Origin of the sequence: Rubrivivax gelatinosus IL144, assembly GCF_000284255.1 — a bacterium.
GTDB lineage: Bacteria > Pseudomonadota > Gammaproteobacteria > Burkholderiales > Burkholderiaceae_C > Rubrivivax > Rubrivivax gelatinosus_A.
In genome coordinates, this window is record NC_017075.1 from 654,227 (window position 1) to 667,755 (window position 13,529).

Consider the following 13,529-nt stretch of genomic DNA (forward strand, 5'->3'; position numbering starts at 1 on the left):
CGCCTGTCTCCGTCGCTGCGCGCCCCTGGCGCGCCGGGGTGGCCGTGCGCACGAGCGGGCCGCCGCGCTGGCGATGACCTTCGGCGGCCATCTGGCCGTCTCCGTGCGCGGGATCGCGTGCGCGCCGCCGGGCTGCTGAGCCCCGCCGCACGCTTTCAACCGTTCCCCACGGAGACATCCATGCCCGACCTGTTCCCCAACCCGATGGGGCTGCAGGGCTTCGAGTTCGTCGAGTTCGCCTCGCCGACGCCGAACGTCCTGGAGCCGCTGTTCGAGAAGATGGGCTTCGCGCTCGTCGCCCGCCACCGCAGCAAAGACGTCGTCCTGTACCGCCAGGGCGACATCAACTTCATCGTCAACCGCGAGCCCAAGAGCCTGGCCGGCTACTTCGCCGCCGAGCACGGGCCCTGCGCCTGCGCGCTGGCCTTCCGCGTGCGCGACTCGCACCATGCCTACGCGCGTGCGCTGGAGCTGGGAGCGCAGCCCATCGACGTGCCCACCGGACCGATGGAACTGCGCCTGCCGGCCATCCGCGGCATCGGCGGCGCGGCGCTGTACCTGATCGACCGCTTCGAGGACGGCAAGAGCATCTACGACATCGATTTCGAGTTCCTGCCCGGCTATGCCGATCCGGCGGCGCGCCACCCGCAGGGCCACGGCCTGCGCGTCATCGACCACCTGACGCACAACGTCTACCGCGGGCGCATGGCGTTTTGGGGCGGCTTCTACGAGCGGCTGTTCAACTTCCGCGAGATCCGCTACTTCGACATCCAAGGCGAGTACACCGGCCTGACGAGCCGCGCGATGACCGCGCCCGACGGGCTGATCCGCATTCCGCTGAACGAGGAGTCGGGCAAGGGCGGCAGCGGCCAGATCGAAGAGTTCCTGATGAAGTTCAGCGGCGAGGGCATCCAGCACATCGCGCTGCTGACCGACGATCTGGTGGCCACCGTCGACGCGCTGCAGATGGCCGGCGTGCCGCTGATGACGGCGCCCAACGACATCTACTACCAGATGCTCGACGAACGCCTGCCCGGCCACGGCCTGCAGGTGCCGCCGCTGCAGGCGCGCGGCATCCTGGTCGACGGCTCGACAACGGGCGGCGACAAGCGGCTGCTGCTGCAGATCTTCTCCGAGACGCTGCTCGGGCCGGTGTTCTTCGAGTTCATCGAGCGCCGGCGCGAGGAGGGGTTTGGCGAAGGCAACTTCAAGGCGCTGTTCGAGAGCCTGGAGCGGGATCAGATTCGGCGGGGGGCGTTGAAGGTGGGGGCGTAGGCGCTTCTGGTTTCTTGCGTGTGAGGGCGGCGCTGTTACTGGCGCTGCCTAGTTGCCTTCTCTTTCTTCGCGTGCGTCCCGGGTTTGTTCCTGGCGTCTCGTCCGCGAACGGCTGTGGCGTGCCACGGCCACCGGGTGGCCGGTTCCGTTCATGTCCCCCGGCCCAGCTGCGCCGGGCCTCCTCCTAATACTTCACTCCACCGGCCACCCGGCGTCCGCGGCAGGGCGGGGCTGGGCTGTGCGCGTCTTCGTGCCGGCGTCCCCCCGAAAGTGGGTGACGGGCTTGGAGGGGGCGGTGGGGCGGCTCAGAATCATCTGTAACCGACGCCGCTTTCGGCGTCTTTTTTACGTCTGTGCCGCGGGTCGCTTTGCGACGGAAATCTCAAGCGCGAAAAGAACTTGTGCCTCCGTCTTGGGAGCCTGTTACGCGAGCGCTGGATGTGTTATGTGGCGTTCAAACGCTGCGTATAACTAGTTTGCCCTCACAGAACGCGCCCTTGCGCATACCCACGCATGGAATATAACCGCATCATCTATCCTGAGCGCGCTGAATACCTGTCGGAGCAGAAGTTCCGGTCGTACAAGGTGTTCTTGTCTCACTGGGACGCCCTTTCAGCAAAAATCAAGAGCAACTTCGAGGAGACTCATCTCCGTCGTGTTAGCAAGACGCTAATCGTCTACGGAGCACAGAGCACAGGAAAGACACTTCTCGCCAACAAGCTCAGCCAGGACTTCGCTGCAACCACCGCGGTTCTTCAGAGTGGGGCATCGCTGACGTACGAAGACACAAACGTTTGGCACAGGACAGTAACTGGGTTCGGCAAGAATCCAGAGCTGGTTGCTGAGAACACGCGCGCGACAGCCCTTCTGCACATCGAAGATGACACCGCGTGGGTCGAGAAGACAAAGCAGTTCTGTGGCAGCCATACAGGGAGGACCGCTCTTGTTATCGCTGACAACTGCGAACGTGACTACTTTGTCCAGGGCTTGCTCGGAATCAGTGACATTGACTTCCTTCGCATTGGGCGAACGCCGGAGCTAGTCAGATCTGCCGCTCAAAGGTTTGTTGCTCTGTGCAGGGGAGACCTCAGAGGTGCAATGCTCCTGATGTTCACCAACGACGATTTGTTCGCGCAAGCCTTTGAAGCTGCGGTAAACACTCAACACCAAGGGCTCGTCGAGGCGGCTGCAATGCCGATGCCATCGCCCCGAGACAAAGAAACAGTCATTCGCGTAAACACAAATCGATTGAACTCATTCTCCTATTGGTACTGTCTGGATCGCGCGGGTATCGATGAGAAGAAGAACACCTACCGCACCCTCACGGCAGCGCCGAGTCCGAAAGCCCCCGGCGGCTATAAGGCCGCCTTTGAAGCGGTAGACAGAGCCATCCAGCGAGCAACGCCGTCGCGAATCGGTCGGCCATCGAAGAAATGCCTTCTCACTTTCTTCGTTCTTACCGATCGTGACGATATCCGGGGCGCGGTCGACTTGTTCGCTCTCGGCAACTACACCAGAAACGTGAACGACAACGGAATCCTGGATGTTGCCACGTACTCGGACGACTGGACGTCGACACTTCGGTTTGGAGACGAGCGATCGAGGAAGCTTCTCCAGTCCGAGTGGAACCTCCGGGTCGTTGTTGTCGGAAACCAGTTCGTTTCCGCGCTTCTTCCGGGTACTCGGCGTCCACTCATACGACGCCTCATTGATGCCTCTCTCGTGTATCACGGGCCAGGTACCCAAACCCAGACGTTAATTAGTCACAGGCGCGCAATCGATGTCGATATTGCGGCGCTGGCAGCCCTTCCCTGTAGTAACAATGCGCCTTTCTGGGCGCTTGGACAAGTACGATCCGGCCAGTATGAGGGCGAACTACGGGCCATCCTCCCGCAATACAGCACTGCAAGGCCGGGCTTCATGCACTACATGCCCGACTACTCGCCCGAGCCCTATCGTCCTTGTGAACTCTCATCGAGTACATCCGACTCAGATTCGGAGATTAATGAGGCGATTCGGCGCAGCGCTGTCGCGTGCGAGTTCACTTCGATCAAAGACATCACAGCACAGCAGTTGCAAACGTACTTGGACAGAAAGCTGCCCAACTACGTCGACATCATGCAGGAGCAGTGAGAGCTCTCAAGAAACTCCTCCCACGCGATTGATACAGGCGGAGTTTTTCTGGGCGGTGGCTGAGTCAGGCGTGACTGGAGCGAGAGACATGCCTCCAGCGGCCGAAGTGTCGTGCAAAAGGCAAGACCTGGCCCGACCTTCTTGCCCAATCTTCATCATTTATTATTCGGAAACGATAATGCCTAATGCGGTCCAATCCCAGCATTTTCACAGTGCCTCGGATCTCCGGGTGCGAGGCGAGGCACTTGCACAGAAAAATGCGTCTGCCCGTGCTGTGCCGGTTGGCTATCGGTTCGATGAACTCAAGTGCCTCGAGCGCTGGGAGCGTCCGATCTTGGTTGATGAGGCAAGGAAGTATGCTGTTCGGCAGCCGAAGGTTCTGGCTCTGGGGGCGTTGCTCGGCGCGGCCGCCTTCTGTTTTGCCTACGTTTGCCTGCGTGACCGGATATTGATTCCCGTGGTTGCGGCTTGGGTGGGTTCGATCGTCTTGATGTCGCCAGTCTACTTTTATCGGCGCAGCGTCATGAGGGACTACATCCGCCGGAAGGTATTGTCCATGCGGCGCAGTTCCGAAATTGGGTCTCCACTCTGACTGCTGGCTGCACAGTCGATTTGCGGCGGAACGTGGAACACGGGCTGGCCTGAACCTGTGCGCCCGGCCTCGTCGGGTCGATCGCTGCGCCAACCCGGACAAACGACGGCCTCCCTGTGCAACGCGGCGGCTGTGCCGCCTCCCTTCATCGAGGCCTTGATCCGATGCCCTTCCTGCCGCCCGATTTCACCGTCCCGGCCGCCGTCCGGACCGAGCGTTTCCTGATGCGCTCCATCACGATCCACGACGCCTTCCGCGACTACGACGCGGTCATGTCCAGCCGTGAGCATCTCTGGAGCCGCTTCGGCGCGATCTGGGGCTGGCCCGCGCACGACCTGTCGCTCGAGCAGAACATCATCGACCTGGCTTGGCACCAGAAGGAGTTCCAGCTTCGCTCCTCGTTCGACTACGCCGTGATGTCGCCGGACGAAACACGGCTGCTCGGCTGCGTCTACATCGACCCGCCATGCCAGCCCGCCACGGACGCCGACGTCTGGTTCTGGGCTCGGCAAAGCGAGCTGGCGCTGGGGCTGGAGGACGAACTCGGCCGCTTCGTCGTGTCGTGGCTGGCCGCCGCCTGGCCTTTCGCAAACATCACGCTGAACGGTCAGGTCCGTGCGCTGGGGCCTGGCTGATCTTTGCTACCCGGTGGCCCGCAGCGCCCCTCAGCCGACGCGCGGGGTCGCTACGTCCGGTTGATCGAAACCCCGCCGTCGACCAGCATCGCCGCCCCGGTCATGAACGACGACGCGTCGGAAGCCAGGAACAGCGCGCTCTGCGCCAGTTCCTCTGGGCTGGCCAGTCGTTTCAGCGCATGGAGGTCGGCGACCCAGCGCAGTTGCTCGGGTGTCGAACTCATCTGCCGCCCCATCGCGGTGTCGGTGCCGCCCGGGAGCAGAGCGTTGACGCGGATGCCGACCGGGCCGAGTTCAGCGGCCAGCGCCTGGGTCAACCCGACGATGCCCGCCTTGCTGGCGGCATAAGCGGCGACGCCCGGGAAACCGACGGTGTGGCCGACGAAGGTCGACGTGAAGACGATGCTGCCGGCGCCACGCCGCTTCATCGCGCGGATCTGGTGCTTGGCGCCGAAGAACGCGCCCGTCAGGTTGGTGTCGACGGTTTGGCGCCAGCCGTCTGCCGAGATGGTGTCGCTCGGCCCCATCTCGCCCAGCGTGCCGGCGTTGTTGAAGGCGATGTCCAGGCCGCCGAAACGCTCCTCTGCCAGGGCGACCAGGCTTGCCGCGAAGCTCTCGTCGCTGGCGTCGCCGGCGAGATACTCGGCGCGCCCGCCGCGGCTTTGGATTTCTCGTGCCAACGCGTCCAGTTCGTGGTTTCTTCGTGCGCCCAGGACGACGGCCGCCCCGGAGGACGCGAACAACAGCGCCGTCGCGCGCCCGATTCCCGAACTGGCGCCCACGACGATCGCCACTTTGCCGCTCAAGTCATGCATCGGTCTGCTCCTGCAAAAAGTGGCTTGCAGTTTGGGCGTGGGCAGACGGCGCGTCGCGCCGGAATCGGACATGCAATTCGTAGAACGGATAGACCGCGCCGTTTCGCTTCGACTCCCCACCCGGTCGCCTTCATAAAAGACCTCGCCATGGCTTACATGCACCGCCTCCTGCTCGCCGGCCTCGCCTCACTGGCGGCTGCGCACGCAGGCGCCCAGGTTCAGCCGTCTTCCACGGCGCAGCCGAGTTGCGAACAGCGCGAACTCGCGCAGCGCCTGGCCGCCAGCGCGGCCGGCTACCTGCGTGCCGTGCAAGCCGGCGACGAACTGCCCTGGCCGCTGGCCGAACGTCCACCCGCTGGCGACCTCGTCGTCCAGTCGTCCGAACCCGACCCGCTGGTTCACGACGGCTTCACGTATCACGTCGCGGCGAATAGCCGCACTGGCGAGGTCTGGGTCATCCGGACCGGCGGCTATGCGGGCGTGCGGGAGTTCTACGGGCCGGTGGGGCGCCTGGCGGTCTCCGGTGTCTGTGCCGTCTCGACGCCCGCCGCGAACGTGGCGGCGAAGCCGGGGGGGCGTTCGGTCACCTATGAACGCGAGCCGCACCGCGCCCGCGCTGCCGGTGCCGTGGTCGGCGTCGACTGCGACTAGGAGGTGCTGGGCCCGGGGCAACGGCATGCTGATGGTCTCGGCCAGCGGCACGGCGGTGGTGCTGGAGTAGCGAGCACGGCCCCGCCGCACAGGGCTTGACTTCGAGTGCACTCGAAGCCCCACGATGCGGGCATGAACCTCGAACCGCTATCCATCGGCGAGATCGCCCGCCGCAGCGGCGTGTCGGCGCACACGCTGCGTTTCTACGAAGCCGAAGGCATCCTCCAACCCGCTGGCCGCGCCGGCAACGGCCACCGCCGCTACCGCGACGAAGACCTGGCCTGGCTGGCCTTCGTGCTGCGCCTCAAGCACACCGGCATGCCGCTGGCGGAGATCCGCCGCTACGCCGTGCTGCGCGCGCAAGGCGAGGCGACGACCGGCGAGCGCCTGGCGATGCTGGAGCGCCACCGCGAGCGCCTGGCCGCGCAGATCGACGAGCTGCAGGCCAGCGCACGCGCGCTGGACGACAAGATCGGCATCTACCGCGGCTTGCTGGCCGCCACCGGGGAGCGCGCATGACGACGAGCAACACACCCGCGCCCGAAGCCTCGCGCTACGCCCGCGGCTGGGACAAGCTGCGCGAGATCGACGGCCAGGCCGGCGAGCGGGTCGTGCAGGCGCTGGCCGACATCGCGCCCGACTTCGCGCGGCTGTTGATCGAGTTCCCGTTCGGCGACGTCTACACCCGCCCGCAGCTGGACCTGAAGTCGCGCGAGATCGCCACCGTGGCCGCGCTCACCGCGATGGGCCACGCGCTGCCGCAGCTCAAGGTGCACGTGCACGGGGCGCTCAACGTCGGCTGCACGCGCGAGGAAGTCGTCGAGGTCATCATGCAGATGGCGGTCTACGCCGGCTTCCCGGCGGCGCTGAACGGCCTGTTCGCGGCCAAGGAGGTGTTCGCCGAGCGGGACCGGGAGGAGGCTGGGGCGGCCGGCGAGGTCGTGTAAAACGCAGCGGGTCGGCCGCCCGCCGGTCGCTCCGCTCGTTCCGATGCCCCTCATCCGCCCGTTGGCCGCAGCCGACTCGCTGGCCGACCTGACTTCGCTGCTGCACCGCGCCTACGCCCGCCTGGCCGCGATGGGCCTGAACTACACCGCTGCCGACCAGACGCCCGAGGTGACAGCGCAGCGCATCGCCGGAGGCCAGTGTTTCGTCGCCGAGCTGGACGGCCGCCTCGTCGGCACGGTGCTCGTGCATCCGACCTATGCGCGCAACGTCTGCGCCTGGTTCACGCGCCCCGGGGTCGCGGCGGTACACCAGTTCGCCGTCGAGCCGGCGCTGCAGGGCCGCGGCGTCGGCCGCGCGCTGCTGGCCGCCTGCGAAGCCTGGGCGCGGCGCGAGGGCTTCGCCGAGCTGGCGATGGACACTGCCGAGCCTGCCACGCATCTGGTGGCGCTCTACACCCGCCTCGGCTGGCAGCCGGTCGGCCACGTGCAGTGGCCCGGCAAGGTCTATCGCAGCGTCGTGCTCAGCAAGGCCTTGAATGCAGTGCTGCCCGCGGAGCCCGCACGATGAGCGTGCTGGAGCGCTTCCTCGCCGACACGCACGACCGCCACCCCGGCGTGACGAGCGACGCGATGGCCTGCCTGCCGGTGCGCATGGCCGGCGCCTCGCACGCCTCGACCTACGCGTTGCTGGCGGGTGCCGTGCCCGGCGGCCCCGCGCCGCTGGCGGTGCTGGATCTGGCCTGCGGCGACGGTGCGCTGTTGTCGCTGCTGGCTGCGCGCGATCAGCCGGGCCTGACGCTGCACGGCCTGGACTTCAGCGCCGGCGAGCTGGCCGCCGCGGCCCGCCGGCTGGGTGGCCGTGCGCGCCTGGTGCGCTCGCGTGCGCAGCGCCTGCCCTATGCCGAGGCGTCGTTCGACCTCGTGCTCTCGCACATGGCGCTGATGCTGATGGAAGACGTCGACCAGGTGCTGGCCGAGCTGCGCCGGGTGCTGCGGCCGGGCGGGGTCGTCGCCGCGCTGGTGGCGGCGCCTGCGCCCGCGTCGGCGGTGCAGCAGGTGTTCATCGACACGCTGCGCAGCAGCGAAGCCGGGGCCTCTTGGCCGGGCCTGCGGTTCCCGGGCCGTGCGTGGCGCGACGAGGACGGCATCCGGCGTCTGTGGGGTGGCTTTGCCGACCTGTGCATCGACGAGGTCGTCGCCGAACTGCCCTGTGACCCCGAGACGGCGTGGGCCTGGTACGGCGGCGTCTACGAGCTGCTGATGATGTCGCCGCCCGAACGCGCTCGCTTCGAGCGCCGCTTCCGCGCCGCGGTCGCGAGCCTGGCGGCCGACGGGCGGGCGGCTGCGTTGCCGCTGCACTTCCGGCGGGTGACGGCGCGGCGCGCCTGAACGGTGGTGGCCGTGCGCCAGGGCATCGCCGCGGCGACAATGAACCGCCGTTCACGCGTCCTCTGAAGGAGGCCCACGATGCAACGCTACGACCCCGACTTCGCCCCCGACCCCGCGCAGTGGCTCGATCTGGACGAAGGGCTGCGCATCGAGCTGGCCGAGCAGTACCACCGTAAGGCCGGCATCCCGCTGCCCAGCGCCCGGGCGCATGCCGTCTTCCACGCCATCGTCGAGAACCAGATCGCGCAAGGCGTGCCCACCGTCGTCGCCGCCGTCTCGCGCCTCGTCGGCCAGGGGCTGGACCGGCACGAGGCCCTGCACGCCGTCTGCTCGGCGCTGGCCGAGCACTTCTTCGAGCTGATGCAAAGCCGCGGCGGCACGCTGGCCGCGGCCTCCCAGGCGCGCTACGACGCCGCGCTGGCGCAGCTCGACGCCGAGGAGTGGCGGCGCCGGCAGGCGCTGTAGGGCGGCTGGCGCTTTCGTCGCGCGCCGCCAAAATGCCCCGATGGCCATCGAACTGAACAAGCAGGATCGCCAGCAGGCGATCGCCTCGATCGAGCGCTGGTGCCGCGAGAACCTCGACGAGCCGGTCGGCAACGTCACCGCCGCCGGGCTGCTGGGCTTCTTCCTCGACGAGATCGCGCCCTCGGTCTACAACCAGGCGGTCGCCGACGTCCAGGAGCGGCTGCAGGCGCGTGTCGCCGAACTGGACTTCGAGGTGCACGAGGCCGAGTTCGGCTACTGGAAGAAGTACGACAAGCCGCGCAAGAGCCGGCCCTGAGACGGCGCGCCGCACGATGAAGATCGAAGCCCTGGTCACGCTGCCCAACGCCGACTGGCTGCACCTGCGCCAGGCCTTGTGGCCCGACGCCGACGCGGCCGAGCACCTGCACGAGATGCAGTCGCAGCTGGCAGAACCGGAGCGCTACGCGCAGTTCCTGGCCCGTGACGACGACGGCGCCGCGCTCGGCCTGGCCGAGGCCTCGATCCGGCAGGACTACGTCAACGGCACCGACGGCAGCCCGGTCGGTTTTCTCGAAGGCCTGTACGTCGTGCCCGCGGCGCGCCGGCAAGGTGTGTCGCGTGCGCTGGTCGACGCCGTCGCCGCCTGGGCGCGCAGCCGCGGCTGCGCCGAGCTGGCGTCGGACACCGCGCTCGACAACCTCGCCGGCCAGGCGCTGCACGAGCGCCTGGGTTTCGAGGAGACCGAGCGTGTGGTCTTCTACCGGCGCTCGCTGGCCGGGCTGCCGGCGTCGGCGGCGCTGGCCGGCGAGCCGGCGCCCAACCCGCTGCACGAGGTGCAGGCCGTGTGTTTCGACTGGGGCGGCACGCTGATGTCGGAGCAGGGCCCCGCAGACACGCCGATGGGGCTGTGGCCGCAGGTGCAGGCGCTGCCCGGCGCCGCCGAGGCGCTGGCGCTGCTGGCCGGGCGGCTGCCGCTGGCCATCGCCACCAACGCCACGGTCTCGCGCCGGCCGATGATCGAGCTGGCGCTGCGCCGCGTCGGCCTCGGGCGCCACTTCGCCGACGTCTTCTGCTTCACCGAGCTCGGCCACCGCAAGAACGAGCCCGAGTTCTGGGACGCCGTCGAACGCCGCCTGGGCGTGCCACGCGAGCGCATCGCGATGGTCGGCGACTCGCTGGAGCACGACGTGCGGGCGCCACGGCGCTTCGGCGTGCAGGCGGTGTGGCTGAACCCGGCCGGTGCAGCGGCGACCGACGGCGACGAGGTGCCGGCCGTCGCCGACCTGCCGGCGTTTGCGCGCTGGGTGATCCTGGCGTCCTGAACGCGGGGACCGATCGGATGGGCATCGGCTTCTGGTTACGGCGTTTCGGGTTCGCGTTCGTCGTTGCCGGGCTGATGCTGTTTCTGGTGCGGCTCGCCAGGGGCGAGGCCGCGGCGCAGGCGGCGGTTTACGCGCTGGCCTGGGGCGCCGTCGCCGCGGCGGTCTACGCCGGCGTCATCTGGCTGCGCTGGCGGCGCAACCCGGCCTGCTTCCGGCACCCCGAGGGGCGCGGATGACGCAGCACACGCCCCCCGCGCTCGAGGTCCGCCCCGCGCGGCCCGAAGACCGCGCGCTGGTCGAGGCGATGATGGTCCCGTACCTGCGCGGCTTCGGCGCCGAGGCGCCGTATCCGGGGTTGGAGCGCTACGGGTCCGATGCGCGCTGCACGGCCTTGCTGCTCTGGCTGGACGGCGCCGCGGGCGGCTTCGCGCTGCTGGAGCAGGTGGACGCCGGGACCACCGAGCTGGTGGAGTTCTACGTCGCCGCCCAGCACCGTCACCAGGGCTGCGGGCGCCGTGCGGCCGAGGCGGTCTTCGCGCTGCGGCCGGGCCGCTGGCGTGTCGGCGTGCGGCAGGACAACGGCCCGGCGCTCGTCTTCTGGCGCGCGGTGCTGGCCGGCAAGCCGGGGCTCACAGTACGCGAACATGCGCGGCCGCCGGCGTGGATCTACGAGTTCGACGCCTCGTTCTAGCCGGACTGCCACGATGGAACTCCTCACCTCCGACCACTTCGTCCGGCTTGCCAACCCCGGCGTCGAGTCCTGGCAGCTGCTGTCCCCGCACAACTCCGCGTCGACGCGGCTGACGATCACGCGCGTCGTGCTCGCGCCCGGCGCCGAGCAGCCGCGCCATGTCCACGCGGCGTCGGAGCAGGTCTGGGTGGCCGTCGCCGGCCAGGGCACGCTGCTGCTGGCCGACGGCGCCCTGGCGGGGTTCGCGGCGGGCCAGGTCGCACGCTTTGCCGATGGCGAGGTGCATGGCCTGCGCAACACGTGCGCCGAACCGTTCGTCTACCTGTCGGTCACCTCGCCGCCGCTCGATTTTTCCGATGCCTATCGCGAACGCGCCTGAGATGAAGACGCTGCCCGAACCCTTGGCTCTCGACACCATCACGCTGCGCCCCGCCGTGCTCGCCGACGCCCCGGCCGTCTTCGACGCCCACCGCGACTCCGTGCTGCATCTCTGTGCCCGCGCCTACACGCCGGCGCAGATGGCCATCTGGTTCGACGGCCGCACGGCCGGCATCCACCACCCGGCGATCGAGGCCGGCCAGATGACGCTGGCCGAGCGCGACGGCCGTGTGCTCGGCTTCTGCGCCGCGGTGCCCGGCGAGGTGACGCTGCTCTTCGTGCGCCCCGAGGCCGCCGGCAGCGGCCTGGGCAGCCGCCTGCTGCACGTCGCCGTGGCGCATGCGCGGCGCGGCCACGACGGGCCGGTGACGGTGGTCGCGACGCGCAACTCGCAGCGCTTCTACGAGCGCCACGGTTTCGCGGCCGTCGAGCACAGCTTCTTCGTGCGCGGCGCCTCCGACACACGCTTCGAGGTCGTCGTCATGCGCGGCGCGCCGCCGGCCGCGCAGATCGTGCCGCTGGCCGAACGGCCCGATCTGGTGCCGCTGATCCGCGGCTGGTTCGAGGCCGAGTGGCCCGCCTGGTACGGCCCCGGCGGCCCCGGCAACGCGCTGCACGACCTGCAGGCTTACGCGCAGCACGACGCGCTGCCGCTGGGCCTGGTGGCACGGCTGGACAACCATCCCTGCGGCTTCATGGCGCTCAAGCGCGAGGGGCTCGCATCGCTGCCGCATCTCGGCCCCTGGGTCGGCGCCGCGCTCGTGCTGCCGGGGCTGCGCCGCCTGGGCATCGGCCGCGCGCTGCTGCTCGAGCTGGAGCGCCGCGCCGCGGCGCTGGGCGAGACGCGTCTGTACTGCGCTACCGCCACGGCCGCCTCGCTGCTGGAGCGCTGCGGCTGGCGCCGGCTGGAGCGCGTCGAGCATGGTGGCCAGACGCTGGCGCTGTACGACAAGCCGCTCGGCGGCTGATCCCCCGGTCGCGCGCCCGGCGCTTCCGCGGCGCCGGCCGTCCCGCTAGGCTGCAGGCCGACTCCGCCGGAGCGCCACGATGCCGTGCAACCGACTGCCCGAACAGCTCGAGACCGAGCGCCTGCTGATCCGCGTGCCCCGCCGGGGCGACGGGCCGGTGTTCAACGAAGCCGTGCTCGAGTCGCTGCCGCTGCTCGCGCCCTGGCTGGGCTGGGTGACGCCGCCGCCGACGCTGGAGCAGTCCGAGGCCAGTTGCCGTCGCTTCCACGCGCGCTGGCTGCTCGACGAGAGCCTGGTGGTCTTCTTCTTCCTGAAGGACTCGGGCCGCCTGGTCGGCGGCAGCGGCCTGCACGACGCCGACTGGACGCTGCGCCGCTTCGAGATCGGCTATTGGTGCCGCGCGGGCCACGAGGGCCAGGGCCTGATGACCGAAGGCGTGCGCGCGCTGGCCGAACACGCGCTCGGCGAGCTCGGCGCCAACCGCGTCTTCATCACCTGCGACGAACGCAACGTGCGCAGCTGGAAGCTGGCCGAGCGCGCCGGCTTCCGCCACGAAGGCACGCTGGTCAACGAACGGCTGGACCTGCAGGGGCGCTTGCGCACGACGAGGGTCTACGCGCGCACGCCGGCCTAGCATCGGCAGGCTCACCCGCGCAGGGGAGGCTCGGCGGCGCCGGCGGACGGTGGGGGGGCGGCGGCGCCTAAGCTGCGGGCCCATGCCGGCCGCCGTCGCCGGCCGGAGTGCGAGGGCCCGGACGCGGCCCCGCCAGCAAGAACTCGAACGGCCGCCGTGTCGGCCAGGGGGAATGAATGCTGTCGAAGAAGATCCTGCCGTGGCTGGGGGCCGCGGCCGTGGCCGGTTGTGCGTCGACCGGGGAGCCGCCGTACGCGGAGATCACCGTGGACCGCGTGCAGCGTGCCGATCCGCAGGAGGAGGCCGTCACGTTCGTCCTCCTCGACGGCGAGCGCGTCCTCTTGAACAAGGACACGCTGACGACGCCGCCGGGCGTGCACATCCTGCTCGTGGAGTCGAAGCGGCGCGGGGGGCCGGCGAACCGCAAGCCGATGAGCCTGTACCTGAACACGCTGCCCTGCCGGCGCTACGTGGTGGCGGCTCGGCACGAGAGCATGACGGCGGTCCTGCCCTGGCAGCCGGAGGTCAAGCGCATCGAGACGATCCCGGAATGCCAGACTGCGCCGTCGCCCGGCGCGCCGCCGGCCGCGCCCGCCGCATCCGCAGCCGGCGGGTGAGCTGCCGCCCCGTCATC

18 protein-coding genes and 1 pseudogene are annotated in these 13,529 nt (G+C 69.1%); 18 read left to right on the forward strand and 1 reads right to left on the reverse strand.

What is annotated here, in order from left to right; all coding sequences use genetic code 11:
- The first annotated feature begins 180 nt into the window (after nt 1-180).
- The 3 genes from hppD (at nt 181) to RGE_RS03120 (ending at nt 4,635) form a co-directional block, all read left to right on the forward strand.
- The gene (gene hppD, locus RGE_RS03105; RefSeq protein ID WP_014426850.1) at nt 181-1,275 is read left to right on the forward strand and encodes a 4-hydroxyphenylpyruvate dioxygenase; all 1,095 of its coding nucleotides are present in this window, start codon (nt 181-183) and stop codon (nt 1,273-1,275) included.
- A 513-nt stretch (nt 1,276-1,788) separates the two neighbouring features.
- Nucleotides 1,789-3,408: a pseudouridine synthase family protein gene (locus tag RGE_RS23915; RefSeq protein WP_014426851.1), complete on the forward strand. Its 1,620-nt coding sequence runs from the start codon at nt 1,789-1,791 to the stop codon at nt 3,406-3,408.
- 756 nt (nt 3,409-4,164) lie between these two features.
- Entirely contained in the window at nt 4,165-4,635 is a 471-nt protein-coding gene (locus tag RGE_RS03120) for a hypothetical protein (protein WP_014426853.1), read from the forward strand.
- Nucleotides 4,636-4,685: 50 nt separating this feature from the next.
- On the opposite strand, the gene RGE_RS03125 is transcribed toward RGE_RS03120, so the two are convergent.
- The gene (locus tag RGE_RS03125) at nt 4,686-5,450 is read right to left on the reverse strand and encodes an SDR family oxidoreductase (protein WP_014426854.1); all 765 of its coding nucleotides are present in this window, start codon (nt 5,448-5,450) and stop codon (nt 4,686-4,688) included.
- A 147-nt stretch (nt 5,451-5,597) separates the two neighbouring features.
- On the opposite strand from RGE_RS03125, the gene RGE_RS03130 reads away from it, so the two are divergent.
- The 15 genes and pseudogenes from RGE_RS03130 (at nt 5,598) to RGE_RS03195 (ending at nt 13,512) form a co-directional block, all read left to right on the forward strand.
- Entirely contained in the window at nt 5,598-6,101 is a 504-nt protein-coding gene (locus RGE_RS03130; protein ID WP_043783757.1) for a hypothetical protein, read from the forward strand.
- A gap of 132 nt (nt 6,102-6,233) precedes the next feature.
- Nucleotides 6,234-6,620, forward strand: coding sequence for a MerR family transcriptional regulator (locus RGE_RS03135; protein ID WP_014426856.1), 387 nt, complete (start codon nt 6,234-6,236; stop codon nt 6,618-6,620).
- Nucleotides 6,617-7,048 carry a carboxymuconolactone decarboxylase family protein gene (locus tag RGE_RS03140; protein WP_014426857.1) on the forward strand — a complete coding sequence of 144 codons (432 nt, stop codon included), beginning with the start codon at nt 6,617-6,619 and terminating at the stop codon, nt 7,046-7,048. The genes RGE_RS03135 and RGE_RS03140 overlap by 4 nt, the downstream gene beginning before the upstream one ends.
- A 43-nt stretch (nt 7,049-7,091) precedes the next feature.
- On the forward strand, nt 7,092-7,616 hold the full coding sequence (locus RGE_RS03145) for a GNAT family N-acetyltransferase (protein ID WP_014426858.1): 525 nt from the start codon (nt 7,092-7,094) through the stop codon (nt 7,614-7,616).
- Entirely contained in the window at nt 7,613-8,437 is an 825-nt protein-coding gene (locus RGE_RS03150; protein WP_014426859.1) for a class I SAM-dependent methyltransferase, read from the forward strand. Before RGE_RS03145 ends, RGE_RS03150 begins: the two co-directional genes overlap by 4 nt.
- A gap of 78 nt (nt 8,438-8,515) precedes the next feature.
- Nucleotides 8,516-8,902: a hypothetical protein gene (locus RGE_RS03155; protein WP_014426860.1), complete on the forward strand. Its 387-nt coding sequence runs from the start codon at nt 8,516-8,518 to the stop codon at nt 8,900-8,902.
- 40 nt (nt 8,903-8,942) lie between these two features.
- Complete coding sequence (locus tag RGE_RS03160; protein WP_014426861.1) at nt 8,943-9,218, forward strand: DUF2164 domain-containing protein; 276 nt, start codon at nt 8,943-8,945, stop codon at nt 9,216-9,218.
- 16 nt (nt 9,219-9,234) lie between these two features.
- Nucleotides 9,235-9,675 (forward strand): annotated as a pseudogene (aac(6'), locus tag RGE_RS24975) (aminoglycoside 6'-N-acetyltransferase); the annotation flags it as partial.
- Between the two features lie 126 nt (nt 9,676-9,801).
- Nucleotides 9,802-10,224, forward strand: coding sequence for an HAD family hydrolase (locus RGE_RS24980; protein ID WP_409077222.1), 423 nt, complete (start codon nt 9,802-9,804; stop codon nt 10,222-10,224).
- Between the two features lie 17 nt (nt 10,225-10,241).
- The gene (locus tag RGE_RS03170) at nt 10,242-10,460 is read left to right on the forward strand and encodes a hypothetical protein (protein ID WP_014426863.1); all 219 of its coding nucleotides are present in this window, start codon (nt 10,242-10,244) and stop codon (nt 10,458-10,460) included.
- On the forward strand, nt 10,457-10,915 hold the full coding sequence (locus tag RGE_RS03175; protein ID WP_014426864.1) for a GNAT family N-acetyltransferase: 459 nt from the start codon (nt 10,457-10,459) through the stop codon (nt 10,913-10,915). Before RGE_RS03170 ends, RGE_RS03175 begins: the two co-directional genes overlap by 4 nt.
- 13 nt (nt 10,916-10,928) lie before the next feature.
- Nucleotides 10,929-11,294 (forward strand): cupin domain-containing protein, encoded by a 366-nt coding sequence (locus RGE_RS03180; protein WP_014426865.1) that lies wholly within the window; start codon nt 10,929-10,931, stop codon nt 11,292-11,294.
- A 1-nt stretch (nt 11,295) separates the two neighbouring features.
- Nucleotides 11,296-12,261 carry a GNAT family N-acetyltransferase gene (locus RGE_RS23010; protein ID WP_014426866.1) on the forward strand — a complete coding sequence of 322 codons (966 nt, stop codon included), beginning with the start codon at nt 11,296-11,298 and terminating at the stop codon, nt 12,259-12,261.
- A 79-nt stretch (nt 12,262-12,340) separates the two neighbouring features.
- Complete coding sequence (locus RGE_RS03190; RefSeq protein WP_014426867.1) at nt 12,341-12,895, forward strand: GNAT family N-acetyltransferase; 555 nt, start codon at nt 12,341-12,343, stop codon at nt 12,893-12,895.
- A gap of 176 nt (nt 12,896-13,071) precedes the next feature.
- Complete coding sequence (locus RGE_RS03195; protein WP_014426868.1) at nt 13,072-13,512, forward strand: hypothetical protein; 441 nt, start codon at nt 13,072-13,074, stop codon at nt 13,510-13,512.
- The last annotated feature ends 17 nt before the right edge of the window (nt 13,513-13,529 follow it).

What these genes read in the sequence shown, in the direction of transcription:
- RGE_RS03170 (WP_014426863.1), top strand. Translation starts at nt 10,242, where the DNA reads ATGGGCATCGGCTTCTGGTTACGGCGTTTCGGGTTCGCGTTCGTCGTT.
- RGE_RS03125 (WP_014426854.1), bottom strand. Translation starts at nt 5,450, where the DNA reads ATGCATGACTTGAGCGGCAAAGTGGCGATCGTCGTGGGCGCCAGTTCG.
- RGE_RS03150 (WP_014426859.1), top strand. Translation starts at nt 7,613, where the DNA reads ATGAGCGTGCTGGAGCGCTTCCTCGCCGACACGCACGACCGCCACCCC.
- RGE_RS03130 (WP_043783757.1), top strand. Translation starts at nt 5,598, where the DNA reads ATGGCTTACATGCACCGCCTCCTGCTCGCCGGCCTCGCCTCACTGGCG.
- RGE_RS03180 (WP_014426865.1), top strand. Translation starts at nt 10,929, where the DNA reads ATGGAACTCCTCACCTCCGACCACTTCGTCCGGCTTGCCAACCCCGGC.
- RGE_RS03120 (WP_014426853.1), top strand. Translation starts at nt 4,165, where the DNA reads ATGCCCTTCCTGCCGCCCGATTTCACCGTCCCGGCCGCCGTCCGGACC.
- RGE_RS03160 (WP_014426861.1), top strand. Translation starts at nt 8,943, where the DNA reads ATGGCCATCGAACTGAACAAGCAGGATCGCCAGCAGGCGATCGCCTCG.
- RGE_RS03145 (WP_014426858.1), top strand. Translation starts at nt 7,092, where the DNA reads ATGCCCCTCATCCGCCCGTTGGCCGCAGCCGACTCGCTGGCCGACCTG.
- hppD (WP_014426850.1), top strand. Translation starts at nt 181, where the DNA reads ATGCCCGACCTGTTCCCCAACCCGATGGGGCTGCAGGGCTTCGAGTTC.
- RGE_RS03195 (WP_014426868.1), top strand. Translation starts at nt 13,072, where the DNA reads ATGCTGTCGAAGAAGATCCTGCCGTGGCTGGGGGCCGCGGCCGTGGCC.
- RGE_RS23915 (WP_014426851.1), top strand. Translation starts at nt 1,789, where the DNA reads ATGGAATATAACCGCATCATCTATCCTGAGCGCGCTGAATACCTGTCG.
- RGE_RS03135 (WP_014426856.1), top strand. Translation starts at nt 6,234, where the DNA reads ATGAACCTCGAACCGCTATCCATCGGCGAGATCGCCCGCCGCAGCGGC.
- RGE_RS03155 (WP_014426860.1), top strand. Translation starts at nt 8,516, where the DNA reads ATGCAACGCTACGACCCCGACTTCGCCCCCGACCCCGCGCAGTGGCTC.
- RGE_RS03190 (WP_014426867.1), top strand. Translation starts at nt 12,341, where the DNA reads ATGCCGTGCAACCGACTGCCCGAACAGCTCGAGACCGAGCGCCTGCTG.
- RGE_RS24980 (WP_409077222.1), top strand. Translation starts at nt 9,802, where the DNA reads ATGGGGCTGTGGCCGCAGGTGCAGGCGCTGCCCGGCGCCGCCGAGGCG.
- RGE_RS03175 (WP_014426864.1), top strand. Translation starts at nt 10,457, where the DNA reads ATGACGCAGCACACGCCCCCCGCGCTCGAGGTCCGCCCCGCGCGGCCC.
- RGE_RS23010 (WP_014426866.1), top strand. Translation starts at nt 11,296, where the DNA reads ATGAAGACGCTGCCCGAACCCTTGGCTCTCGACACCATCACGCTGCGC.
- RGE_RS03140 (WP_014426857.1), top strand. Translation starts at nt 6,617, where the DNA reads ATGACGACGAGCAACACACCCGCGCCCGAAGCCTCGCGCTACGCCCGC.